Raw genomic sequence first — 20,658 nt, 5'->3', positions numbered from 1 at the left:
GTCTTTGTATCGAGAGGGTTACTCTTGCTTAGTATTGCAAGCAATGCTGCGATTGGCGTTTTTGACTCAGGTGTCGGTGGATTATCCATCGCAGCAGCTATCCGTAAAATATTGCCCCATGAAAACATTATTTATGTAGCTGATAGTGCCAATGCTCCCTATGGTGGCAAAGCTGAACACTTTGTATTGCAGCGTTGCCAAGCCATAGTTGAGTTTTTAATGGCGCAACAAGTGAAACTCATTGTGGTTGCTTGTAACACCGCAACTCTTACCTGCATATCCAAATTAAGAGCACTTTATCCCATTGAATTTGTAGGTGTAGAACCTGGAATAAAACCTGCGCTGAATGCGAGTCAGTCCGGCACAATTGGCGTTTTAGCCACCCACAACACCATCAAAAGTCAGCAATATCAGCAATTAGTTGCGCGTTTGAAAAGCCACAACCAGGTGTTATCGCAAGCATGTCATGGTTTAGTGGAAAAAATTGAAGCGGCAGAGTTTGATACCGTCGCTACTCACGAATTAATTAAGCAATACCTATTGCCGCTAATCAATGAGGGAGCCGATCAAATTGTTTTAGGCTGTACTCATTACGGTTTTTTAAGTCGGCAAATTAGTCGTATCGCAGGTGACAAAATTCAATTAATCAACACCAGCGATGCGATTGCTCGACAAACCTTGGCCGTTTTAGAACGCAGTGGAGTAAAAAATAGTAATCAACAAAATGCAAAAACCCTGCTTTATTCCAGTCGCTGCGATGCAGATTTTTTAACTGTATGTCAACTGTTGTGGCCAAATGAAATTGAACAAGTATACAAATTTGAACACTGATAGACATGTTGATATATAGTGAAAATGTTTCTTCTTCTGGGGGCTTAGCTATGCGCATTATGAGTTGTGTTTTGTTGGTTTCTTGGTTGTCAGGGTGTGCCAGTCAAAACACCCCATACCAAGGTGAAAACCTAGTCATACCTTCTATTCAATTACTTAAATCATGGCAATTATTTCAAAAGGAAGATCATACTTACCGCTCTAATATGTGGCAAAAAAAAGGTCAGCGTTGGGCGGATACCTTTGCTGTAAGCATTTATTATCAACAACAAGAAGACTTAGTGCAAAAACGCATTGAGCTGGATGCGCCGGGTAAAATGCACTGCCAAGAGTTTCAATCGATTGACATGCCGCATCCTAAAACCCAAGATGTTTCAGTCAAATATTGGCAGACTCGTTGCCAAGTAAACGGCAAGATGATTGCCCGTATGATTCATTTAATGATGCAGGGCCAAGAAAGTTTTTATCATATTCAGAAGGTGTGGGCATTTGATGTGGATGAATCCGAGTTTTTGTTCTGGAAGCAACAAATGGATGACACATTTTTATGTGATTTGGGGGCGAGCGATAATACTTGCCCCCTAGATTAACGCAGAATTTCTTAGCTAGCCGAATTACTCTCCAAATGCGCCAGCAGCACCTGGGAAGACGATAGGGCTTTCAAAGCCTTGTTTATTTACGCTACTGACCCCAAAAAAATAGTTATCAATGACCACATTTTCCAATGTGAATTCCGACACCTTGCCAACATATCGACTAAATTGCCACTGAGGTGCGTCTGTGTATCGCCAATAAATCTTATAGCCCGCTAGATCGGGCGCCTGTTCAGCTGAAGCAATCTGCCAACTTAGGGTAGTACTAGGTTGTACCGCGCCCTTTATATTGACTTTGGCAGGTGGTGTGGGCGCCCACGCCATGCCTGCTAATGAAACGGCATTTAAAGCGGTTAATTTGGCAGCATAAGCAAAATTAACTCCGTCAATGGTATCGCCATACTTGATACCATCTTGGCTACGTAGGTCTTGGTGTTGGCGATGGTAGTTTTCATTCGTTTCCATAATACGCACGCCAGGGTAGCCTAAATCATTAAATGGACGGTGGTGTCCACCGCGGGCAAATCTGTCTAAGCGGTAGATGACCATAGTATCTAAGTTAGGAATGTAACGGTCAGCCATCCAGTCGATGTATCGGGCTAAGTTACGGCTTGGTGAGTCGACTTCGCCACCAGTGAAGCGTCGGGTTCTCGCTTCTTCTGGGGTTTCGGTTTGTCGCGTGCCCTCTGCAAAAATTCGCGCTGTGGTGTTGTTAATGACACCATTGATTCCTTCAATATTGCCAATCATGTCATTGTTCAATACTGCTTTTATTCGCCAACCATATTGTTGTGCATGCTCAGCTAGAATTTTACCGCCAAACAGCCCTTGTTCTTCTCCTGCAAGCGCAGCATAAACGATAGAGCCATTAAATTTGTATTGGGATAATACCCGAGCAGCTTCCAAGGTTCCGGCAATGCCTGACGCATTATCATTTGCACCAGGGGAGTCTGATGTAAAATCCATCACATCTGAGACTCTTGAATCAATATCACCAGACATTATTACGTACCTATCGGGATCTGTTTGACCGCGCTGAATGGCAATAACACTCACTACCTCTGTGGCATTCGGAATGCGTTTTTCGCCACTTATGGTCTTTGACTGAAAATAAACTTCCAAGCAGCCACCGCATTGGGATGAAATTTTGTCAAATTCAGCTTTTATCCAACGCCTCGCTGCACCGATTCCGCGAGTATCTGATTGGGTCTGTGATAGCGTATGGCGAGTTCCAAAATTTACCAAAGTGCGTATATCATTTTCGATATTTTGCGCGGATATTTGTGCCGCAATGTCATGTAATTTTTGTTGATCTTGATATTCCACATTCCCATGGGCGTATGCAGAAGTTAGGCTTGATAAAAATAAACAGAAAACTAGTCTAGAAAGGGTCATGTCAACCTCTTGTTATTTAAAGTGTGCGGCCAAAGGCCACCTAGATCGTACCTTGCTATTAAAACCATAAATCCATCTAAATTAAATCATTAATCGTTGAACAGCCTAAATAATCATCCAGAAACTCCGCAATAGCGCAGCATTACAATTCATAGAAAAAATACATTTACGTTTGAAATTAATTCACGTTGCAAACAAAGGAAATCAATAATCAGTTCAATATTTTTAATGGGTTTATTTTTTAACTACATGATTTTACTGAGGTTAGCTTGCCTTTAACAGAGGAGGCGAAAGTGGTTCAGTCTTTGCTGATTAACTCTCAATAAGTGCTACTTAAATTGGAATAAATGACTTTGAAAATCCTGATACCTAGTTTGACAACCTATCGAATTGCTTTTTTTAGCTGGGGACGGACTTATGGCTAGTGATAACAAACCTTCGATTGCGATAACGGGGCCAAATAGTTCTGGTTTAACTGCGTGGCTATTCACTGCTTTGAACGTACGTCTAGCGGGAGGTTTACCGGTTCGAGTTACACCGGCAACATTCAGCGGAAAAATTGATTATGACGGCATCATCATCGGTGGTGGTTCAGACATTCACCCGGATAATTATGTTGCTCAACAAGTTCCTAAAGTCAAACGTTCAGGATGGTTAAGAATAAAAGAAGCTTTGATGTATCCGATGGAGTGGTTAAGCCGCTTCTCAGCAACAAAGTACGACAAAGAGCGCGATGCAATGGAGCAAGAGTTTATTGATTATGCGATGCAGCAAGACAAACCTATCTTAGGAATTTGCAGGGGACACCAACTGCTCAATGCAGAGCTAGGTGGCAGCATGTATCAATCAACACTGCCGTTGTTGCAGAAGAAAATGCGCATACGAAGCCCATTTCCTCGCAAAAAAGTTATTTATACTAAAGACAATTCCCTTATCAGTGACATTGCTGGCGATGATCCCCTCAAAGTGAACGCTATCCATTCTCAAGCGATTGCCGAGCCTGCGGATAGCTTGGAAGTGACAGCAAAAGAAAAAGCCGGCATTAATCAGGTTATCGAAAGCAAAGATAGTGACAAGGTGCTTGGGGTGCAGTGGCATCCGGAATATTTGTTTTATATGAAAGCGCACAGAAGCATTTTCCAATGGCTAGTTGAACAGGCCAGAGATACAAACAACAAAGAGGATTGCTAAGATGAAAAAAAGTAATGGGATTAAATTAGCGTCGGTTGTTTTTATTTTAGCCGCGCTTACAGCAGCATACTTTTTGACACCTTTAGGGGACTATTTGAGTATCGACAAGATCACTGATTTAACCAGTAGTGTGCCGCAAAACTTCGCGACTGCGTTGATTTTTCTGGGGATCTTTTTTATTGGTGGAAGTTTACTCATTCCAATCCCACTAATGGCGTTTGCGGTTGGTTTGGTTTTTAATATTTGGATAAGTTTGTTGATTTGCATACCGGGTTTTTTATTGGCAAGTTTGAGCGGCTATGGCGTCGGTAAATTTATCGGTGTGGAAGTGTTTGGCGAAAAAATCAGTAATAGTTTAGACAAAGTTAAAAATAAAATGGATGATAAAGGTGCTTGGGCTGTTCTTGCACTAAGGTTAGCACCCACTCCTCCGTTTACTGTCACAAGTATCATTGGGGGCTCTTTAGATATCAATATCTGGAAGTACGCATTTGGTTCTACAGTAGGTATTATGCCTTTAGGTTTAAGTGCGGTATTTTTTGGAGAGGGCGCGCTACAGATGATGAAAGAGCCATCTGGCTTGGCCGCCACATCAATTGTTGCTGCCATTATTCTATTCATTGTATATCGAGTGATGGTGAATAAGCAGACTGAGCAGTAAAATTCAAATTGCGCTTAGGTTAACTTTATATATTGGACGTCTATGATCCCACTGGTATTCCACCCTATTTATTCAATTCTAGATTTACCGGTTAGACACCGATTTCCGATTCAAAAGTATCAGGAAATTTATACAGCGTTACGTCAATTTGGTGTATCTGAATCTAGCTTTCATCAACCTCAAGCTGTCAATGTTGAAAGTTTAAAATCGGTTTTAAACCCCTTATATGTGCAGCAACTAACTACCGGCACCCTTGATGCTAAAGCAATGCGGCGAATTGGGTTTCCTTGGTCAGAACAATTGATTAAACGCACTCTGACCGCCGTTGGCGGCACTATCTTAACCAGTCAACTTGCGTTAGACGCAGGCAAGGCAATAAACCTAACAGGTGGTTATCATCACGCGTTCGCCAATTTTGGCTCAGGTTTCTGCATGGTCAATGATTTGTATCTAAGTGCACTAAATATGCTGCAACATCCAGATGTAGATCGGGTTTTGATATTTGATTGTGATGTGCACCAAGGCGATGGCACGGCAAAATTGGCGGAACGAAATGCCAATGTTAAAACTGTCTCTATTCATGGCGAAAAGAACTTTCCCCATCGAAAACAAGTTTCGGATTACGATTTTCCATTGCCTAAAGGAACAACAGATGCTGAGTACTTAGACACTGTCGACTGTGCTTTAAATCTTGCGCTTAACAGTTTCCAACCTGATGCCGTGATTTATGACGCTGGGGTGGATGTGCATGAAAACGATGATTTAGGGCATTTGTGTATCAGCACCCAAGGTGTGTATACCCGAGATAAGTTAGTTTTCGACCTGTGTGAACAAAAAGGGCTTCCCGTTGCCGCTGTCATTGGCGGCGGATATCAGCGAGATATCGATGCCTTAGTCAAAGTGCATTTACAGTTATTCAAGGCCGCTGGAGTTTATTGAGCCTGCTCTTGCTCCCGTTGCACGGCCTAGATATCAATAGAGCGCGGGGCTAAAGCGCCCGCCACAGGTTTAGGATGTTCAATTTTCTTTTTGTAGCATGGGCTTTTGCCCATGGATATCAATAGCGCGGGGCTAAAGCGCCCACCACAGGTTTGGGATGTTCAATTTTCTTTTTGTAGCATGGGCTTTTGCCCATGGGAAAATGCTGAATTTATATAGCAGCGGCTAGCTCTGCTCCTTGTCTAATTGCACGTTTGGCATCGAGCTCTGCCGCAACATCTGCACCACCAATCACATGGACTGTCATTCCCGCTGCTAACAAACTTTCTTCTAAATCACGGAATGGCAACTGACCAGCACAAATTATAATGTTGTCGACTGCCAAAAGTTTAGGTTTGTCGCCAATCTTGATATGAAACCCTTGGTCGTCAATTTTTTCATAGCTCACTGAATTGATCATATTGACGTTGTGATGGGCAAGGGAAGTGCGGTGGATCCATCCGGTTGTTTTACCTAAATTCGCACCAACTTTTGATTCCTTACGTTGCAGTAAATAAACCTCCTTATCTGTTGGCGTGATCTGGGGCGGCATTAACGCGCCCGGATTCGCATAACTTTTATCAATTCCCCAGTGAGTCAGCCATTTATCCAAATCAGTGGTTAGATGTTCGTGTTCTACTAAGTATTCAGCCACATCAAAACCAATACCTCCAGCACCAACAATAGCCACTCGTTTGCCTACCGATTTGTGATCTCGCAGCACATCTAAATAACTCATGACACTAGGATGATCGATACCGGGAATGTCTAGCTGACGGGGTTTGATGCCAGTAGCCATGATTATTTCATTAAAGCCTTGCTCCTTTAACATCACTGCATTAGCCGTTGTATTGAGATGCAATTTCACCCCTAAAACTTCAATTTTTCGTGCGTAATAGCGCAGTGTTTCGTAAAACTCTTCTTTACCAGGAATTTGTTTAGCGTAATTGAATTGACCGCCAATCTGTGCGGATTTTTCAAATAAATGCACCTGATGACCGCGCTCTGCGGCATAAGTGGCAAAGGCTAGGCCGGCAGGTCCTGCGCCAACAACCGCAAGTTTTTTAGGTTCTGCCACGGTTTTAAAAATCAGTTCTGTCTCATAGCAGGCTTGGGGATTAACTAAGCAGCTAGCCCTTTTTTGTGCAAAGGCATGGTCCAAACAAGCTTGGTTGCAAGCTATACAGGTATTGATTTGATCGGATTCATTGCGCATAGCTTTAGCCACAAAGTCAGGATCGGCTAAAAATGGTCTGGCCATAGACACCATATCTGCATCACCATCGGCTAACACTGCTTCTGCAACCTCTGGTGTATTGATTCTGTTAGTGGTGATAAGTGGGATGCTGACCTCGGATTTTAGGCGTTTTGTCACCCAAGTGAATGCCGCTCTTGGAACTGAAGTTGAAATTGTGGGGATTCGTGCTTCGTGCCAACCAATTCCGGTATTGATTAATGTTGCTCCGGCTTTTTCAATTTCCTTGGCTAAATACACCACCTCTTCCCAAGGAGCCCCGCCTTCGACTAAATCAATCATTGAAAGTCGATATATAATGATGAAGTTTTTCCCCACTTTTTGACGAGTTTGCTTTACGGTCTCGATAGCCAAACGGGCCCTATTTTCGAGACTTCCACCCCATTCATCGTCGCGATGATTGGTGCGTTCACAGAAAAACTGGTTTATCAGGTATCCTTCAGAGCCCATAATCTCAACGCCATCATAACCTGCTAATTGCGCGTAACTGGCACAATTGGCGTAATCCTTAATGGTGTTGTACACACCTTTTGAGGAAAGTGAGCGAGGTTTGAATGGTGAAATAGGGGCTTTCACTGCTGAGGCCGATACATTCAACGGATGGTAACCATAACGACCTGAATGCAATATTTGCATACAAATTTTTCCGCCGTGGGCGTGCACAGCATCGGTCACGACTTTATGTTTTTTAGCGTGCCGGCGGCTGCTCATCCGTCCTGCAAATGGGGCGAGCCAACCCGCTATGTTAGGACTCACACCGCCTGTCACTATTAATCCAACTCCCCCCTCAGCACGCTTGGCGTAAAATGCCGCTAGTTTCTCAAAACCGCCTTTTTCTTCCTCAAGTCCAAGGTGCATTGAACCCATTAACGTTCGATTTTTTAATGTGGTGAAACCAAGATCTAACGGGGTTAATAAATGTGGAAATAGTGAGGGTGTTGTCATATCTTTGTCCTTAATTCTTATTCGCCAAGAGTAGAACGCATATTGCTGATGTGCAACCATCGATACAGCATGGGTTAAAGTCTACTCTAAAATTAAAGTGTTGAATCTAGTATGGATCAAAGTTATCACAGTGCGCTATTGGAAATATTGAAAGGGTATTTTCAAGACCAAAACCTGCATAAAGTAGAATCTATTCAAACTCTATGGAGTGGGTATGGTGAAATTGCACGCTACAATATCCCCACTAGGCAGCGCAATTATGTGGTAAAGGTCGTAAATCCCAACTCTGAATCTGCACATCCAAGAGGTTGGAACACCTCTATTTCTCATCTTCGTAAATTAGATTCATACCAAAACGAACAAATTTTTTATGACAGCTACAGCGGGCTAACAGATCAATATAGTCGCATTCCTAAGTGTATTGCCTCGGGTCAAAATCAACAGATACGTTGGTTAATAATGGAAGATCTGGATGCCAGTGGATTTACCTATAGATGTGATGATGCACCGCTAGATTTGGTGAAACTAGGTGTGCGTTGGTTAGCCTACTTCCATGCTCGATTTTTAAATAATGCCACCCCTGAACTTTGGCCTATTGGCACCTATTGGCATCTTAAAACGCGCCCTGATGAGTATCAAAAAATGCCAGAAGGACGACTAAAAGAAGCAGCGACTGGGCTCGATCAGCAACTTAACTCGGCTAGCTACCAAACGCTACTACATGGTGACGCTAAACTGGCCAATTTTTGTTTCTCTGCTCACAAAGATGACTTGGCTGCTGTGGATTTCCAGTACGTTGGTCGTGGCGTTGGGGTAAAGGATTTGGCGTATTTCTTAGGTAGTTGTTTTTATCAAGATGGTTTATTTAAGCATGCCGAAACTCTTTTAAATGATTATTTTAGTCACTTTAAAAAGGCGCTGCTTCACTATCAAGTAAATTGCAATTTTGGATTACTCGAAGAGCAATGGCGGGCCTTGTACCCGCTAGCATGGGCCGATTTTGAACGCTTTTTGAGTGGCTGGGCAACTGAACATTACAAACGTAATGAGTATATGCAGAAACAAACCGAATTGGCGTTAGCTTATTTAAATCAGCATAAATCCAGCAGCTAATCCTGTAACGGCAATCACCAACCAGCGATATTGTTTGTCAGGTACTCGTTTGACGATTTGAATACCCAAATAAATTCCTAGCGCGATGAACGGCAAACCAAGCAAATTTAATGCAAACGAATTAACGCTAATGGTTTCCCACGACCAGATGTGAAAGGGAACTTTAAATAAGTTGATGATCAAAAAGAACCATGCGGCAGTGCCAATATATTCATTTTTAGGTAAACGCATACTCAATAAATACAGCGCCATCACTGAACCGGCCAGATTGCCAATCATAGTTGTAATACCACCTAGGGTGCCCATTAAAATTGCAAACCATAAGTAGTCAGGTATTTTTTCCTTATTAATGGTTTCCATCCAAAGCATAATCCCAAGGCTGGCGATTATGATGAATCCCATGACTTGCTTAAACACTTGGTCATCAATGCTATTACCGATTAGCGTGGCGATGAGCACGCCTATTGCCGCAGAAGGAAATAACTTAATCAAGAAACTCCAGTTGGCGTGGCGGTGATAATATTTTACGGCGAATAGATCGGCCATAATTAACATCGGTAACATCAATCCCGAAGAGGCTTTGCCACCAAAAATAAGTGCTAGAATTGGCACCGCGAACATTGAAATTCCGTGCACACCAGCTTTTGCCATACCGATAAAAAATGCGACTAAAAATAGCAAGCCAAGTTGCTGGTAACTCAATGTGTAGGAAAATAATTCAATCATTAAAATCAATTCATAAGCTGGTGGCTGAAATCTGACAAGCTGCTATTAATTCAGAATTGACATTGAACTACAAGACGCGTTTAACTTTTTAATATCCAGATAACAAAAAACGGCCAACTTAGTTGACCGTTTTTATTTTAGTTTAAGGTAAATTAAAGGCTTGGTTCAGGTACTCTAATCCAGCCTTCCATTAAGATCCTAGCACTGCGACTCATAACGGCTTTTTCAACTTGCCATTTACCCTGATTAAGCACCGCTTTTGCACCTACGCGCAATGTGCCTGATGGGTGACCAAAACATACAGATTCAAGCTCACCGCCGCCAGCGGCAAGATTGACTAAGGTGCCAGGAATGGCTGCGGCCGTGCCAATTGCTACTGCGGCTGTGCCCATCATCGCATGGTGAAGTTTGCCCATGGAAAGCGCTCGAACCGACAAATCGATTTCCGATTTTGCCACTGTTTTCCCACTTGAGGCCAGATAATCAGCTGCTGGAGCCACAAAAGCGACCTTTGGCGTATGTTGCCGTTGTGCGGCTTGTTCAAGGGAATCAATCAAGCCCATTTTAAGTGCGCCGTGAGCACGAATTGTTTCGAACTTAACCAATGCATCGCTATTGCTGTTGATCACGTCTTGCAATTCAGTGCCTTGATAACCTAACTCTTGAGCATTCAAAAATATCGTAGGTATTCCAGCATTGATAAGTGTTGCATTGAGCTTACCCACACCTGGAACATCCAATATTTCAGACACCTTACCGGTAGGGAACATGTCACCTTCACCATCGGCAGGATCAATAAACTCAACAGGTATTTCAGCGGCAGGGAAGGTAACCCCGTCTAACTCAAAATCTCCGAGTTCTTGCACTTGACCATCACACATTGGTACATGAGCGATAATGGTTTTTTGGATATTAACCTGCCAAATTTTAATCGTAACAGACCCGTTTTTAACCAGCTTCTCGGCAGGAATTAAACCAGCGTGAATCGCGAAAGGTCCTACTGCTGCAGACAAGTTACCGCAGTTTCCAGACCAATCTACAAAGGCTTTGTCGATTGCCACTTGGCCAAACAAATAGTCCACATCATGATCAGCTTGTTGGCTTTTTGACACAATCACGGTCTTGCTGGTACTAGAGGTCGCGCCCCCCATTCCATCGGTTTGTTTGCCGTAGGGATCTGGGCTACCAATAGTACGTAGCAACAAGGCGTCGCGATAAGCGCCAGCTGTTTGCGCTTGCTCAGGCAGATCTGCAAGGTTAAAAAACACGCCTTTACTCGTTCCGCCGCGCATATAGGTGGCGGCAACCTTTATTTGTTGAGCAAAGCCACTCATTGAGCTTGTCCTTCTGACTCCAAAAAGTCTTGAGCGAAACGTTGCAATACACCACCGGCTTCATAAATAGACACTTCTTCTGCTGTGTCTAAACGGCAATTTACTGGGACTTCTATGGTTTCACCGCTAGTACGGGTTATTATCAAGGTTAGTGAAGCACCAGGTTGACGCTCGCCTTTCACATCGAAAAGCTCACTGCCATCGATATTCAGTGTTTTACGAGTCGTGCCAGCTTCGAATTCTAGCGGTAACACACCCATTCCAATTAAGTTGGTTCGGTGAATACGCTCAAACCCTTCAGCCACTATGACTTCTACACCAGCTAAACGAACCCCTTTGGCAGCCCAGTCTCGAGATGAGCCTTGCCCGTAGTCAGCGCCGGCAATAATAATTAATGGTTGTTTGCGTTGCATGTAGGTTTCAATGGCTTCCCACATCCGCACGGTTTGACCTTCAGGCTCAAGGCGAGTTAACGAACCTTGTTTAACTTCACCGTTTTCGATCACCATTTCATTTAACAACTTAGGGTTAGCAAACGTTGCTCTTTGCGCAGTTAAATGGTCGCCCCTGTGAGTAGCATAGGAGTTAAAATCAACTTCGGGAACATCCATTGATAACAAATACTCTCCGGCTGCACTGTCTGCTAAAATCGCATTAGAAGGTGAAAGGTGATCTGTTGTTATGTTGTCACCAAGTACTGCCAAAGCGCGCATGCCTTTCATTGTGCGCTCTGCCGCCAAGGCACCTTCCCAATATGGAGGGCGACGGATATAAGTACTCTTAGGACGCCATTCGTATAGCGGATCAATATCTTCGCCATAATCCACAGTCAAATCAAACATGGGATCATACACTTTCTTAAATTGTTCTGGTTTTACGCTGCTGGCAACAATGGCATCGATTTCTTCATCGCTTGGCCAAATATCTTTTAAGGTAATCGGATTACCTTGAGCATCAGTTCCGAGCACATCTTTTTCGATATCAAATCGAATCGTACCGGCAATAGCATAAGCTACCACTAGCGGCGGAGACGCTAGGAACGCTTGTTTTGCATAAGGATGAATACGGCCATCGAAGTTACGATTTCCAGAAAGTACCGCTGTGGAATATAAATCACGGTCGATAAGTTCTTTTTGAATTTTAGGATCCAAGGCTCCACTCATACCGTTACAAGTTGTACATGCAAAACCAACAATACCAAAGCCTAACTGCTCAAGTTCAGGCAGTAGCTTGGCATCTTCCAAGTACAACTGAACCGCTTTTGAGCCCGGTGCTAAAGAGGTTTTTACCCATGGCTTGCGAGTGAGTCCAAGTTTGTTGGCATTTCTGGCAACCAGTCCTGCTGCGATAACATTGCGAGGATTACTGGTATTGGTACAACTTGTAATTGCAGCAATGATGACAGCGCCATCAGGCATTAAGTCACCGTCGTGCTCAACAATACCTGATATTCCTTGTGCCGCTAAATCAGCAGTAGATACACGGCGGTGTGGATTAGAAGGGCCCGCAATATTGCGACCAACTGAGGACAAGTTAAAGGTTAATACACGTTCGTATTTAGCATTTTTTAATGTGTCTGCCCACAAACCCGCTTGTTTGGCATAGTTTTCCACAAGTTGTACTTGTGCATCGTCCCGACCTGTTAGTTTAAGATAATCGATGGTTTTGTCATCGATATAAAACATCGCTGCAGATGCGCCAAATTCTGGGGTCATATTAGAGATAGTCGCACGATCGCCAAGGGTTAAATCCGATGCTCCTTCGCCGAAGAACTCTAAGTATGAGGAAACAACACGCTCTTTACGCAAGAATTCGGTAATCGCTAAAACAATATCGGTGGCAGTGATACCAGGTTGACGTTTACCGGTAAGCTCTACGCCAATAATATCTGGCAGACGCATGTAAGATGCACGGCCTAACATCACACTTTCGGCTTCCAGTCCGCCGACACCTAATGCAATTACACCTAAGGCATCAACGTGAGGAGTGTGGCTATCTGTTCCAACAAGTGTGTCAGGGAAAGCAACGCCGTCTCTGGCATGCACAACAGGCGACATTTTTTCCAAATTAATTTGGTGCATAATGCCGTTACCTGGCGGAATCACATCAATATTCTTAAAGGCTGTTTTGGTCCAGTTAATAAAGTGAAAGCGGTCTTCGTTTCTACGATCTTCAATGGCGCGGTTTTGTTCAAAGGCGTCAGGTTCAAAACCTGCATGCTCCACAGCCAAAGAGTGGTCAACTATCAATTGAGTTGGGACCACAGGGTTTACTTTAGAAGGATCGCCACCTTTTAACGCAATAGCGTCACGGAGTCCGGCTAAATCTACCAATGCGGTTTGACCCAAGATATCGTGACACACTACTCGCGCTGGATACCACGGGAAATCAAGATCTTGTTTACGTTCGATTATTTGTTCTAGTGCAGCATTAAGTTTTTCAGGTTCACATCTACGAACTAAATTTTCTGCTAATACACGGGAAGTGTAGGGAAGGGTGTCATACGCCCCTGGTTTGATTGCGTCTACAGCTTCACGGGTGTCAAAAAAATCAAGTTTGGAACCAGGAAGGCGTTTTCTGTATTGAGTATTCATATTTTTCTACCTTGCTATTGCGTGAGTAGAGTGGGCATTAGGTATGCCCACTTATTGATTGCCTGGAAAAGGAAAGTTCTATCGTTGTTTAATCGGAGTCACTTTACGTGGCTCTTCGCCGATATAATCCGCACTTGGTCTAATGATGCGGTTATTTGATCTTTGTTCCATCACATGTGCAGCCCAACCTGTTAAGCGAGAGCATACAAAAATCGGGGTAAACAATTTAGTTGGGATCCCCATGAAATGATAGGCCGAAGCGTGGAAGAAGTCGGCATTACAGAACAGCTTTTTGCTATCCCACATAAACTCTTCACAAGCTACTGAGATGTCGTACAAGCTGGAATCGCCAAACTCTTTACCGAGTTTTTCAGACCAAGATTTGATGATCACATTACGAGGATCGGATTCACGATATATTGCATGACCGAAGCCCATGATTTTTTCTTTGTTGGCCAACATTTCAGCCATTTTAGCTTTGGCATCTTCAGGCGAACTGAATTTTTGAATCATATCCATGGCTGCTTCATTGGCACCACCATGTAATGGACCACGCAATGTGCCAATCGCGCCGGTAATACATGAGAACATATCTGATAAGGTTGATGCACAGACGCGAGCCGTAAAGGTAGAAGCATTAAACTCATGTTCTGCATACAAAATTAGCGACACGTCCATCACTCGGCGATGAAGTTCAGACGGATCTTGATCTGTTAATAACTTCAAAAAATGACCGGCGATTGAATCTTGATTAGTGGTACATTCAATTTCCACATTGTCATGACTGTAGCGATACCAATAACACATTATTGCAGGGAAGGCGGCTAACAAACGATCCGCACTATCTTGTTGTTGACTAAAATCATCTTCAGGCTCTAAGTTACCTAAAAATGAACAACCGGTGCGCATCACATCCATAGGATGAGTATCAGCAGGGATTAACTTTAACACTGCTTTTAAGGCGTCAGGCAAATCACGCTTTAACAGCAATCTGGCTTTATAATCTGCCAGTTGAGTTTCAGTGGGGAGTTCCCCTTTAAACAATAAATAAGCTACTTCTTCAAAGGTGGCGTTATCTGCTAAATCAGATACATCGTAACCGCGATAAGTTAAACCAGATCCTGATTTACCTACCGTGCACAATGCGGTTTCTCCTGCGCTTTGACCGCGAAGGCCCGCACCACTTAGTTTTTTGTCAACCATGATAGAGTCCTGTTTTATAAATGAAAAATATAGGGTTATTTATTTTTACCTTGAGAGAAAAGACTATCTAATTTCTGCTCATAATCGTGATAACCAAGATAATCATAAAGATCCATGCGGGTTTGCATGCTATCTACAACGGCTTTTTGGTCACCATCTTTTAGTATTGAAGTGTAGACGGTTTCTGCTGCTTTATTCATCGCTCTAAAGGCACTCAACGGGTAAAGCACCATATCGGCTCCCCACTGCGCGAGTTGCTCTTTATTCCACAACTCAGTTTTACCAAATTCTGTGATGTTGGCTAAAATAGGCACGTCTAAAGCTTCTGAGAAAGCGCGGTAATGCTCTTCGGTTTGAATTGCTTCTGCAAAAATGCCATCAGCTCCGGCCGCAACATAGGCTTTAGCACGTTCGATTGCTGCCTCTAAACCTTCCTGTGCAAAAGAGTCTGTACGAGCCATAATGAAAAAGTCAGGGTCGGTACGGGCATCTACAGCTGCTATAATCCTATCAGTCATTTCTTCAATGGAAACAATCTCTTTGTTTGGTCTATGTCCACAACGTTTTTGTGCGACCTGATCTTCCATATGGACCGCTGCTGCTCCAGCTTTTTCCATATCTCTTATGGTTTTGGCGATGTTGAATGCGCCACCCCAACCGGTATCAATATCTACCAATAGTGGTAGGTCACAGGCTGCAGTAATGCGTTGCACATCAACGATGACATCGTTAAGAGACGTCATGCCGAGGTCGGGTAGGCCGTAAGAAGCGTTTGCCACACCACCACCAGATAAATAAATAGCCTTATGACCAATTTGCTTTGCCATCATGGCCGAATACGCGTTGATAGTGCCAACAATTTGTAGTGGTTTATTGTCAATCAATGCTTGTCTGAATTTTTTGCCTGGAGTCATAATTTCCTCTGTTTAACAATCGGTGAAGTTTGTAAACCTGAAGTGGGAATAATATATTTTGAGTTACGACGTCTTATTCCGAGCTCAGGTTAGTTACGTTACTGCAATTTCTTTTCAATATTATTTTTGGAATACAAAATGTGTCGGCGCATTAACATTTCAGCTAATTCTCCATCGCGATTAGCTATCGCTTGAACAATGTGTTTATGTTCATCAAACGCCGTGGAGACTCTTGGTCCTGCCATACCTAATTGCACTCGATACATGCGAACCAGGTGATAAATGCCATTGATGAGCATTGAAATTAGATGTTCATTTTTGCTGCCAACAATAATCCGGTAATGGAAGTCTACGTCACCCGCTTCTTGATAATATGACTGTCCTTCTTTTACTTCTTGAAAGTGTTCAGAAAGTAAAGATTCGAGCTCGTTCACTTCTTGGTCAGTCATATTGGTAGCGGCCAAGCGGGCTGCCATTCCTTCAAGAGACTCTCGTACTTGATACAACTGAATTAACCCTTCAGGCGTCAACGAAACAACCCTGGCACCAACATTTGCTTTGCGTTCAACTAAATGGCAGGTTTCCAAGCGGTTAATCGCTTCACGAACCACAGCTCGACTGACCGCATACTTTGTCGACAATTCTGTTTCACTCAGCTTGCTACCAGGTTGGATATCTCCTTCAACAATATCTTTGCGAAGTTGGAAAAAGGTTTTATCCGCTGATGTAACCGGTGATTCTGATAAAAAATTGACCAAAAATTTTTCTTCATATTATCTGTAATGTCGACAATATAGACCTATATGGACATTAATTCAACATTAAATCTTAATATTGTCGACAATATGGGGTTGAACGATTGGATCCGTTTTTATATTGTCGTATTAGGAATCGCGGTAAGAGCTTAGAATGGATGTAATTTGTGGAAAGACAATTGAAAGTGCAAATTGGATAAGCTTGGTTCGACCAACCTTCTGCCGTGGATTGTTCGCAGAGGGCCAGTCGAGGTGTATCGTTATGCCAATGGTAATGATTTAGTTAGCTGAATTAAGCACCATAGCGGGGAGATTTGAGTGGTGCTAACAATAGATAAAATATCCACGCAAACCAGGAAATAAATATAACAGCTAATAACCATGCAGCTTTTTCGCCTCCGCAGGTGCGGTTTGATGTGGCAATGGCCACAATGGGGATTAACCATAAACAAAAAATTATTAAGCCACATAAAAAAGTAAACATCTATATTCTCCTTTTAACCCCCAACCACAGTAACGGGGGGATTTACATTATTGATTTTTCTAACACTTGTCATTTCGCTTAATAGCAATTAGAGCAACATTTATTCCAAATAAAAAAGTTAATAAAATCAATTGGATGTGTTTTTTATTATGTTCGCATTCGATGTTTTTTGACTAAAAAGTGGTAATTTTGCCTAACTAAATTGCTTGTTCTATGAGATTAAGCGTTAGTCGTTCAAATCAAAGCTGTACAAAGGTGCAGACAATCGTTATTTCACTGATATACTCGGGCGTGTAATAAAAATGTAATTAAGTTATTGATGACTTAATGGTTAATTTGGCAATCGTTTGGACAAGGTGTTTCCGCTTCGTTTTGCTGTTTGGAACTATATATGCGTGAAAAGTCAAAGCTGACGTCAGATCAGTGGGTAGCGTTACTTGCCAAAGAAGAGTTACCAGCAATTACATCCATTGCCGGAATTTTAGATAAGTTCTCAAATGATGATAGATCATCTATTCCCAGCCTCAGTAAAGTCATACTGCACGATCAGGCGTTATCTTCCAGCTTATTAAAAGTGGCTAACAGTTCTAGTCGTTCGCCGGTGAAACGGGTGACTACTGTCTCTCGTGCTGCAATATTTCTAGGCATTCAATCAGTTAAAAACATTTGTTTAACTGCCAAGGTGTTGGAAGGTTTGTTGAATAGCAAACATCTTTCGCCAGCGGTCTACGAAAGGCTAATGAAATTAATGGCAAATGCATTTTTTGCTGGATTGCTGGCTAAAATGATGGTGCCTGAATACGATGAAAGTACCCAAGAAGAAGTGTATTTAGCGGCCATGATGTACAACATAGGTGAAACGTCGTTTTGGAGTACCGGCAATCCTCTTACACGTCAGTTGATCCAAAAAGCGGGTATGCCAAAAATAGCATTTGAGCAATATTGCGCATCCACGGCAGGGATTAAATTTAAAGATTTGAGCGTAGGGCTTGCTCGCACCTGGAACTTGGGGGAGTTGCTGATCAAATCGTTAAATCAGCCACAAAGTCGCACCAAAGAGATGAATATCATTAGCTTATCCAATCAACTCAGTGAAGCGATTGGCTCTCCGCCTAAGAATAGGGCGAAATTTGATCATCTAATCAAAGACATTTGTGCACTGATCAATGTGGATGAACATAGACTAAAACTTAAGATTGAGTCCACACGCAAACTGGCAGTTGAGTTGCTTGCATCTTACAACGCATCTGCTTTGGAAAGTTATATTAAACCTTTGCCCAAGCAGAAGGATTTTGGCGGATTACCAGCCCCTGTAGAACTTGCTAATTTGACCATCGAAGAGCAATTAATCATCAGCATCAAATCATTAAATGCGCTGACGAGAACCAGTCGTAGCATCAATGAATTCCTTACCCATACCTTACAATTATTATCACAAATATTTCATTTTCATCGCTGTGGTTTTTGGGTGTTTAGTCAAGATAAGCGTCAAATTGAATGTAGGCAGACTGTCGACAGTGAAGGGGAGGCGGTGCGATTCCACTGTTCATTTCCTTTAACCGACTCACAGAACATTATGAATTATGCCATTCAGCATGCCGAAACTGTGTTTATCGAAAATTATCAGGATATTAAATGGCGTGATTATCTGACTTTTGAATCAGAACAGTTTATTGAAAATGGCTTACTGTGTTTATCGCCAGTAAAAGTAAATTCGAAAGTAGTGGGGATGATAAGTGCGCAATTTTTTGACAAAGCAAGTTACTTCAGCGAAGAGGACTTTGCTCATTTTGATTTAATCGCTGAGCAATTAAATCTTTGTTTATCCTATGTTTCCAAGCGACTTCAGTCTTAATTCAATGTCCGCTAAAACCTGTTGATATTAACCAGTAAACTTAAACCGATAAGCCTAATCAATGAAACAGGGGCAATAAAAAAGCCGTTAGCATTTACTGCTCACGGCCCGGGGAGATTCAACAGTTCACTACGCTGTCATTATGTATGACGCGCAAAACCACCAAAAAGTTTAAAAAGTTTTCAACTTTTTTTTATTTAGTCCTTTCTCAAGTAAATACCAGTAAATCAAAATCAAAAAGATGCCATCAATTTGATTGCAATCTTTTGTGGAAATCCTTATAGTTGAAAAAAACGTTACCGGAACTAACAAGATGGAAAATGAATTAGACACTATGAATCATGGTCAAAAAGAGCGTTTAGCTTTTATTGATTTTAGTTTACAGTATTTTGGACACGTAGCGCGCACTGACTTAATTCAGCGTTTTAAAACGGGTCTAGCGGCATCGACACGAGATTTTAGTGCTTACAAAGCCCTTGCTCCGAATAATCTTATTCTTGTCCATCAAACCAAAAGTTATCACCGTACAAAGCAATTTAAACCAGTTTTTAAACATGACCCTGAAGTGATTTTAACATCCTTGAGTCGCGGCTTTGGCAACGGAATTTCGAATGGCGTACAACCGTCTGAACAGTGTTTTGATGCCGTGCGTTTAATTCATCCTGATCAAAATATTATTGCCGCCTTGATGCGCGCAATTCACATTAAGCAGCCTATTGAATGCGGTTATGTTTCAATCAGTTCTGGCGAGTCAACCCGAGTTATTGTACCTCACGCTATTGTTAATAACGGTCATCGATGGCATGTAAGAGCCTACGATCGGAAACATCAAAGTTTTAGAGATTTTGTGTGTACTCGATTTACCTTTGTTAATGCATTAGCACAAGACATCAATACCTTAGAGGCTAGGAAATTTGATGAACAGTGGAATCATCAAATCGAGTTAGTGTTAGTGGCTCACCCCAGTATTAAACATCCAAAAGCTATTCAACTAGACTATGCCATGGTAGAAGGAAAATTACGGGTAAACGTGAGGTCTGCACTGGCTGCCTACTTATTAAGACAGTGGCAAGTTGATTGCTCTCAAGGGCATAAATTTATTGGTCAAGGATGTCAATTGGCATTAGCCAATCCGGAAGCATTAATTGGCGTAGAAAATACCGCCTTGGCACCAGGTTACAAAAGTTAATGTGTAGCTAATACGCTGATATGCCTAGCCTTGAGGCGCTCTGCACTTTCAAATTGGGTTAACGAAAATATCACTAAGCCTTGGTATTTTTCAATGACGCTAAACAGTAAGTCTAGGTTTATTTGTTCGTCCGTATCGGCGTAATCAATGTTGTCGTTGAGCAAGTCGTCAGCGAACTCAAAATAAATAATGGCATTTTGTTGCTGGGTTTGTGCGATAAGTTTAGCTAAATCTGACGTAGAGAGATCGTTGATAAGTTCTTGGGTCACCAACAACACTTTGTTTTTCGTCTGATATGCAATATTAGCCAACAATAAACCTTTATTGAATTCTGAGTTGCCTAAAAATCCACAGACCATTGGTGTGTTCTTTTTAGCCATACTGGTCACAAGAAAAGATTGCTCTCGATCCTGTTCTGATAAGGGAGGATCTTGTAGCGGTTTTTCAACAAGACTCAATAAAAGTGTGTGTTGCAAAGGACCTTGGGTTTTGTCGCCAAAGTGTTTTGTATAGTTTACTCGACTCATTTAATTACTCTTGCCGCCTCAAGTTACAGATTAACAGTGTAGTCAATTACATCAAATTGCAAATACTTAGGGTATAAACAACTTCAGATGATGCTCTTGAATTCAGTTTTTTTAA

18 protein-coding genes are annotated in these 20,658 nt (G+C 42.3%); 8 read left to right on the top strand and 10 right to left on the bottom strand.

The window, feature by feature from the left end; genetic code table 11:
- The first annotated feature begins 24 nt into the window (after nt 1-24).
- Together murI and Q4567_RS05260 are read left to right on the top strand one after the other, a co-directional pair.
- On the top strand, nt 25-831 hold the full coding sequence (gene murI / locus Q4567_RS05265) for a glutamate racemase (RefSeq protein ID WP_303499613.1): 807 nt from the start codon (nt 25-27) through the stop codon (nt 829-831).
- Between the two features lie 5 nt (nt 832-836).
- Nucleotides 837-1,421 carry a hypothetical protein gene (locus Q4567_RS05260; protein ID WP_216049869.1) on the top strand — a complete coding sequence of 195 codons (585 nt, stop codon included), beginning with the start codon at nt 837-839 and terminating at the stop codon, nt 1,419-1,421.
- 24 nt (nt 1,422-1,445) lie between these two features.
- Here the strand turns inward: Q4567_RS05260 and Q4567_RS05255 are convergent, their stop codons facing one another.
- Nucleotides 1,446-2,819 carry a M28 family metallopeptidase gene (locus Q4567_RS05255; protein ID WP_303499612.1) on the bottom strand — a complete coding sequence of 458 codons (1,374 nt, stop codon included), beginning with the start codon at nt 2,817-2,819 and terminating at the stop codon, nt 1,446-1,448.
- Between the two features lie 417 nt (nt 2,820-3,236).
- On the opposite strand from Q4567_RS05255, the gene Q4567_RS05250 reads away from it, so the two are divergent.
- From Q4567_RS05250 to Q4567_RS05240, 3 genes are read left to right on the top strand one after another with little or no spacing between them, the layout of a single operon-like run.
- Complete coding sequence (locus Q4567_RS05250) at nt 3,237-4,010, top strand: gamma-glutamyl-gamma-aminobutyrate hydrolase family protein (protein ID WP_303499610.1); 774 nt, start codon at nt 3,237-3,239, stop codon at nt 4,008-4,010.
- Between the two features lies 1 nt (nt 4,011).
- Complete coding sequence (locus tag Q4567_RS05245) at nt 4,012-4,671, top strand: TVP38/TMEM64 family protein (RefSeq protein ID WP_216049872.1); 660 nt, start codon at nt 4,012-4,014, stop codon at nt 4,669-4,671.
- 42 nt (nt 4,672-4,713) lie between these two features.
- Entirely contained in the window at nt 4,714-5,610 is an 897-nt protein-coding gene (locus tag Q4567_RS05240; protein ID WP_303499608.1) for a histone deacetylase, read from the top strand.
- Nucleotides 5,611-5,821: 211 nt separating this feature from the next.
- Here the strand turns inward: Q4567_RS05240 and Q4567_RS05235 are convergent, their stop codons facing one another.
- Nucleotides 5,822-7,849: an NADPH-dependent 2,4-dienoyl-CoA reductase gene (locus tag Q4567_RS05235; RefSeq protein ID WP_303499606.1), complete on the bottom strand. Its 2,028-nt coding sequence runs from the start codon at nt 7,847-7,849 to the stop codon at nt 5,822-5,824.
- 111 nt (nt 7,850-7,960) lie between these two features.
- Here Q4567_RS05235 and Q4567_RS05230 point away from each other — a divergent pair, with 111 nt between their 5' ends.
- Nucleotides 7,961-8,962, top strand: coding sequence for a phosphotransferase (locus Q4567_RS05230; protein WP_216049875.1), 1,002 nt, complete (start codon nt 7,961-7,963; stop codon nt 8,960-8,962).
- Here the strand turns inward: Q4567_RS05230 and Q4567_RS05225 are convergent.
- From Q4567_RS05225 to Q4567_RS05195, 7 genes are all read right to left on the bottom strand, one after another.
- Entirely contained in the window at nt 8,936-9,688 is a 753-nt protein-coding gene (locus tag Q4567_RS05225) for a sulfite exporter TauE/SafE family protein (RefSeq protein ID WP_216049876.1), read from the bottom strand. The two genes, Q4567_RS05230 and Q4567_RS05225, sit on opposite strands and share 27 nt — an antisense overlap.
- A 152-nt stretch (nt 9,689-9,840) precedes the next feature.
- The gene (gene prpF / locus Q4567_RS05220) at nt 9,841-11,022 is read right to left on the bottom strand and encodes a 2-methylaconitate cis-trans isomerase PrpF (RefSeq protein WP_216049877.1); all 1,182 of its coding nucleotides are present in this window, start codon (nt 11,020-11,022) and stop codon (nt 9,841-9,843) included.
- Complete coding sequence (acnD, locus tag Q4567_RS05215) at nt 11,019-13,616, bottom strand: Fe/S-dependent 2-methylisocitrate dehydratase AcnD (protein ID WP_216049878.1); 2,598 nt, start codon at nt 13,614-13,616, stop codon at nt 11,019-11,021. The genes prpF and acnD overlap by 4 nt, the downstream gene beginning before the upstream one ends.
- Before the next feature lie 78 nt (nt 13,617-13,694).
- Nucleotides 13,695-14,819 (bottom strand): 2-methylcitrate synthase, encoded by a 1,125-nt coding sequence (prpC, locus tag Q4567_RS05210; RefSeq protein WP_216049879.1) that lies wholly within the window; start codon nt 14,817-14,819, stop codon nt 13,695-13,697.
- A gap of 35 nt (nt 14,820-14,854) precedes the next feature.
- Nucleotides 14,855-15,733: a methylisocitrate lyase gene (gene prpB, locus Q4567_RS05205; protein WP_216049880.1), complete on the bottom strand. Its 879-nt coding sequence runs from the start codon at nt 15,731-15,733 to the stop codon at nt 14,855-14,857.
- Nucleotides 15,734-15,831: 98 nt separating this feature from the next.
- The gene (locus Q4567_RS05200; protein WP_216049881.1) at nt 15,832-16,491 is read right to left on the bottom strand and encodes a GntR family transcriptional regulator; all 660 of its coding nucleotides are present in this window, start codon (nt 16,489-16,491) and stop codon (nt 15,832-15,834) included.
- A 289-nt stretch (nt 16,492-16,780) separates the two neighbouring features.
- Nucleotides 16,781-16,972, bottom strand: coding sequence for a hypothetical protein (locus Q4567_RS05195; RefSeq protein ID WP_216049882.1), 192 nt, complete (start codon nt 16,970-16,972; stop codon nt 16,781-16,783).
- A gap of 391 nt (nt 16,973-17,363) precedes the next feature.
- Here Q4567_RS05195 and Q4567_RS05190 point away from each other — a divergent pair, with 391 nt between their 5' ends.
- The gene (locus Q4567_RS05190; RefSeq protein ID WP_303499600.1) at nt 17,364-18,827 is read left to right on the top strand and encodes an HDOD domain-containing protein; all 1,464 of its coding nucleotides are present in this window, start codon (nt 17,364-17,366) and stop codon (nt 18,825-18,827) included.
- 313 nt (nt 18,828-19,140) lie between these two features.
- Complete coding sequence (locus tag Q4567_RS05185; RefSeq protein ID WP_216049884.1) at nt 19,141-20,016, top strand: WYL domain-containing protein; 876 nt, start codon at nt 19,141-19,143, stop codon at nt 20,014-20,016.
- Here the strand turns inward: Q4567_RS05185 and Q4567_RS05180 are convergent.
- Nucleotides 20,013-20,543, bottom strand: coding sequence for a hypothetical protein (locus Q4567_RS05180; protein ID WP_216049885.1), 531 nt, complete (start codon nt 20,541-20,543; stop codon nt 20,013-20,015). The two genes, Q4567_RS05185 and Q4567_RS05180, sit on opposite strands and share 4 nt — an antisense overlap.
- Nucleotides 20,544-20,658 lie beyond the last annotated feature (115 nt).

This window comes from Aliiglaciecola sp. 2_MG-2023, from assembly GCF_030548145.1.
Taxonomy (GTDB): Bacteria; Pseudomonadota; Gammaproteobacteria; order Enterobacterales; family Alteromonadaceae; genus Aliiglaciecola; species Aliiglaciecola lipolytica_A.
The sequence above is the reverse complement of the archived record's forward strand: the minus strand, read 5'-3'. Positions and strand labels throughout refer to the sequence as shown.

Excerpts from the sequence above, each read along its gene's own strand:
- Q4567_RS05260 (WP_216049869.1), top strand. The coding sequence starts at position 837 with ATGTTGATATATAGTGAAAATGTTTCTTCTTCTGGGGGCTTAGCTATG.
- Q4567_RS05255 (WP_303499612.1), bottom strand. The coding sequence starts at position 2,819 with ATGACCCTTTCTAGACTAGTTTTCTGTTTATTTTTATCAAGCCTAACT.
- Q4567_RS05250 (WP_303499610.1), top strand. The coding sequence starts at position 3,237 with ATGGCTAGTGATAACAAACCTTCGATTGCGATAACGGGGCCAAATAGT.
- Q4567_RS05245 (WP_216049872.1), top strand. The coding sequence starts at position 4,012 with ATGAAAAAAAGTAATGGGATTAAATTAGCGTCGGTTGTTTTTATTTTA.
- Q4567_RS05240 (WP_303499608.1), top strand. The coding sequence starts at position 4,714 with ATGATCCCACTGGTATTCCACCCTATTTATTCAATTCTAGATTTACCG.
- Q4567_RS05235 (WP_303499606.1), bottom strand. The coding sequence starts at position 7,849 with ATGACAACACCCTCACTATTTCCACATTTATTAACCCCGTTAGATCTT.
- Q4567_RS05230 (WP_216049875.1), top strand. The coding sequence starts at position 7,961 with ATGGATCAAAGTTATCACAGTGCGCTATTGGAAATATTGAAAGGGTAT.
- Q4567_RS05225 (WP_216049876.1), bottom strand. The coding sequence starts at position 9,688 with ATGATTGAATTATTTTCCTACACATTGAGTTACCAGCAACTTGGCTTG.
- prpF (WP_216049877.1), bottom strand. The coding sequence starts at position 11,022 with ATGAGTGGCTTTGCTCAACAAATAAAGGTTGCCGCCACCTATATGCGC.
- acnD (WP_216049878.1), bottom strand. The coding sequence starts at position 13,616 with ATGAATACTCAATACAGAAAACGCCTTCCTGGTTCCAAACTTGATTTT.
- prpC (WP_216049879.1), bottom strand. The coding sequence starts at position 14,819 with ATGGTTGACAAAAAACTAAGTGGTGCGGGCCTTCGCGGTCAAAGCGCA.
- prpB (WP_216049880.1), bottom strand. The coding sequence starts at position 15,733 with ATGACTCCAGGCAAAAAATTCAGACAAGCATTGATTGACAATAAACCA.
- Q4567_RS05195 (WP_216049882.1), bottom strand. The coding sequence starts at position 16,972 with ATGTTTACTTTTTTATGTGGCTTAATAATTTTTTGTTTATGGTTAATC.
- Q4567_RS05190 (WP_303499600.1), top strand. The coding sequence starts at position 17,364 with ATGCGTGAAAAGTCAAAGCTGACGTCAGATCAGTGGGTAGCGTTACTT.
- Q4567_RS05185 (WP_216049884.1), top strand. The coding sequence starts at position 19,141 with ATGGAAAATGAATTAGACACTATGAATCATGGTCAAAAAGAGCGTTTA.
- Q4567_RS05180 (WP_216049885.1), bottom strand. The coding sequence starts at position 20,543 with ATGAGTCGAGTAAACTATACAAAACACTTTGGCGACAAAACCCAAGGT.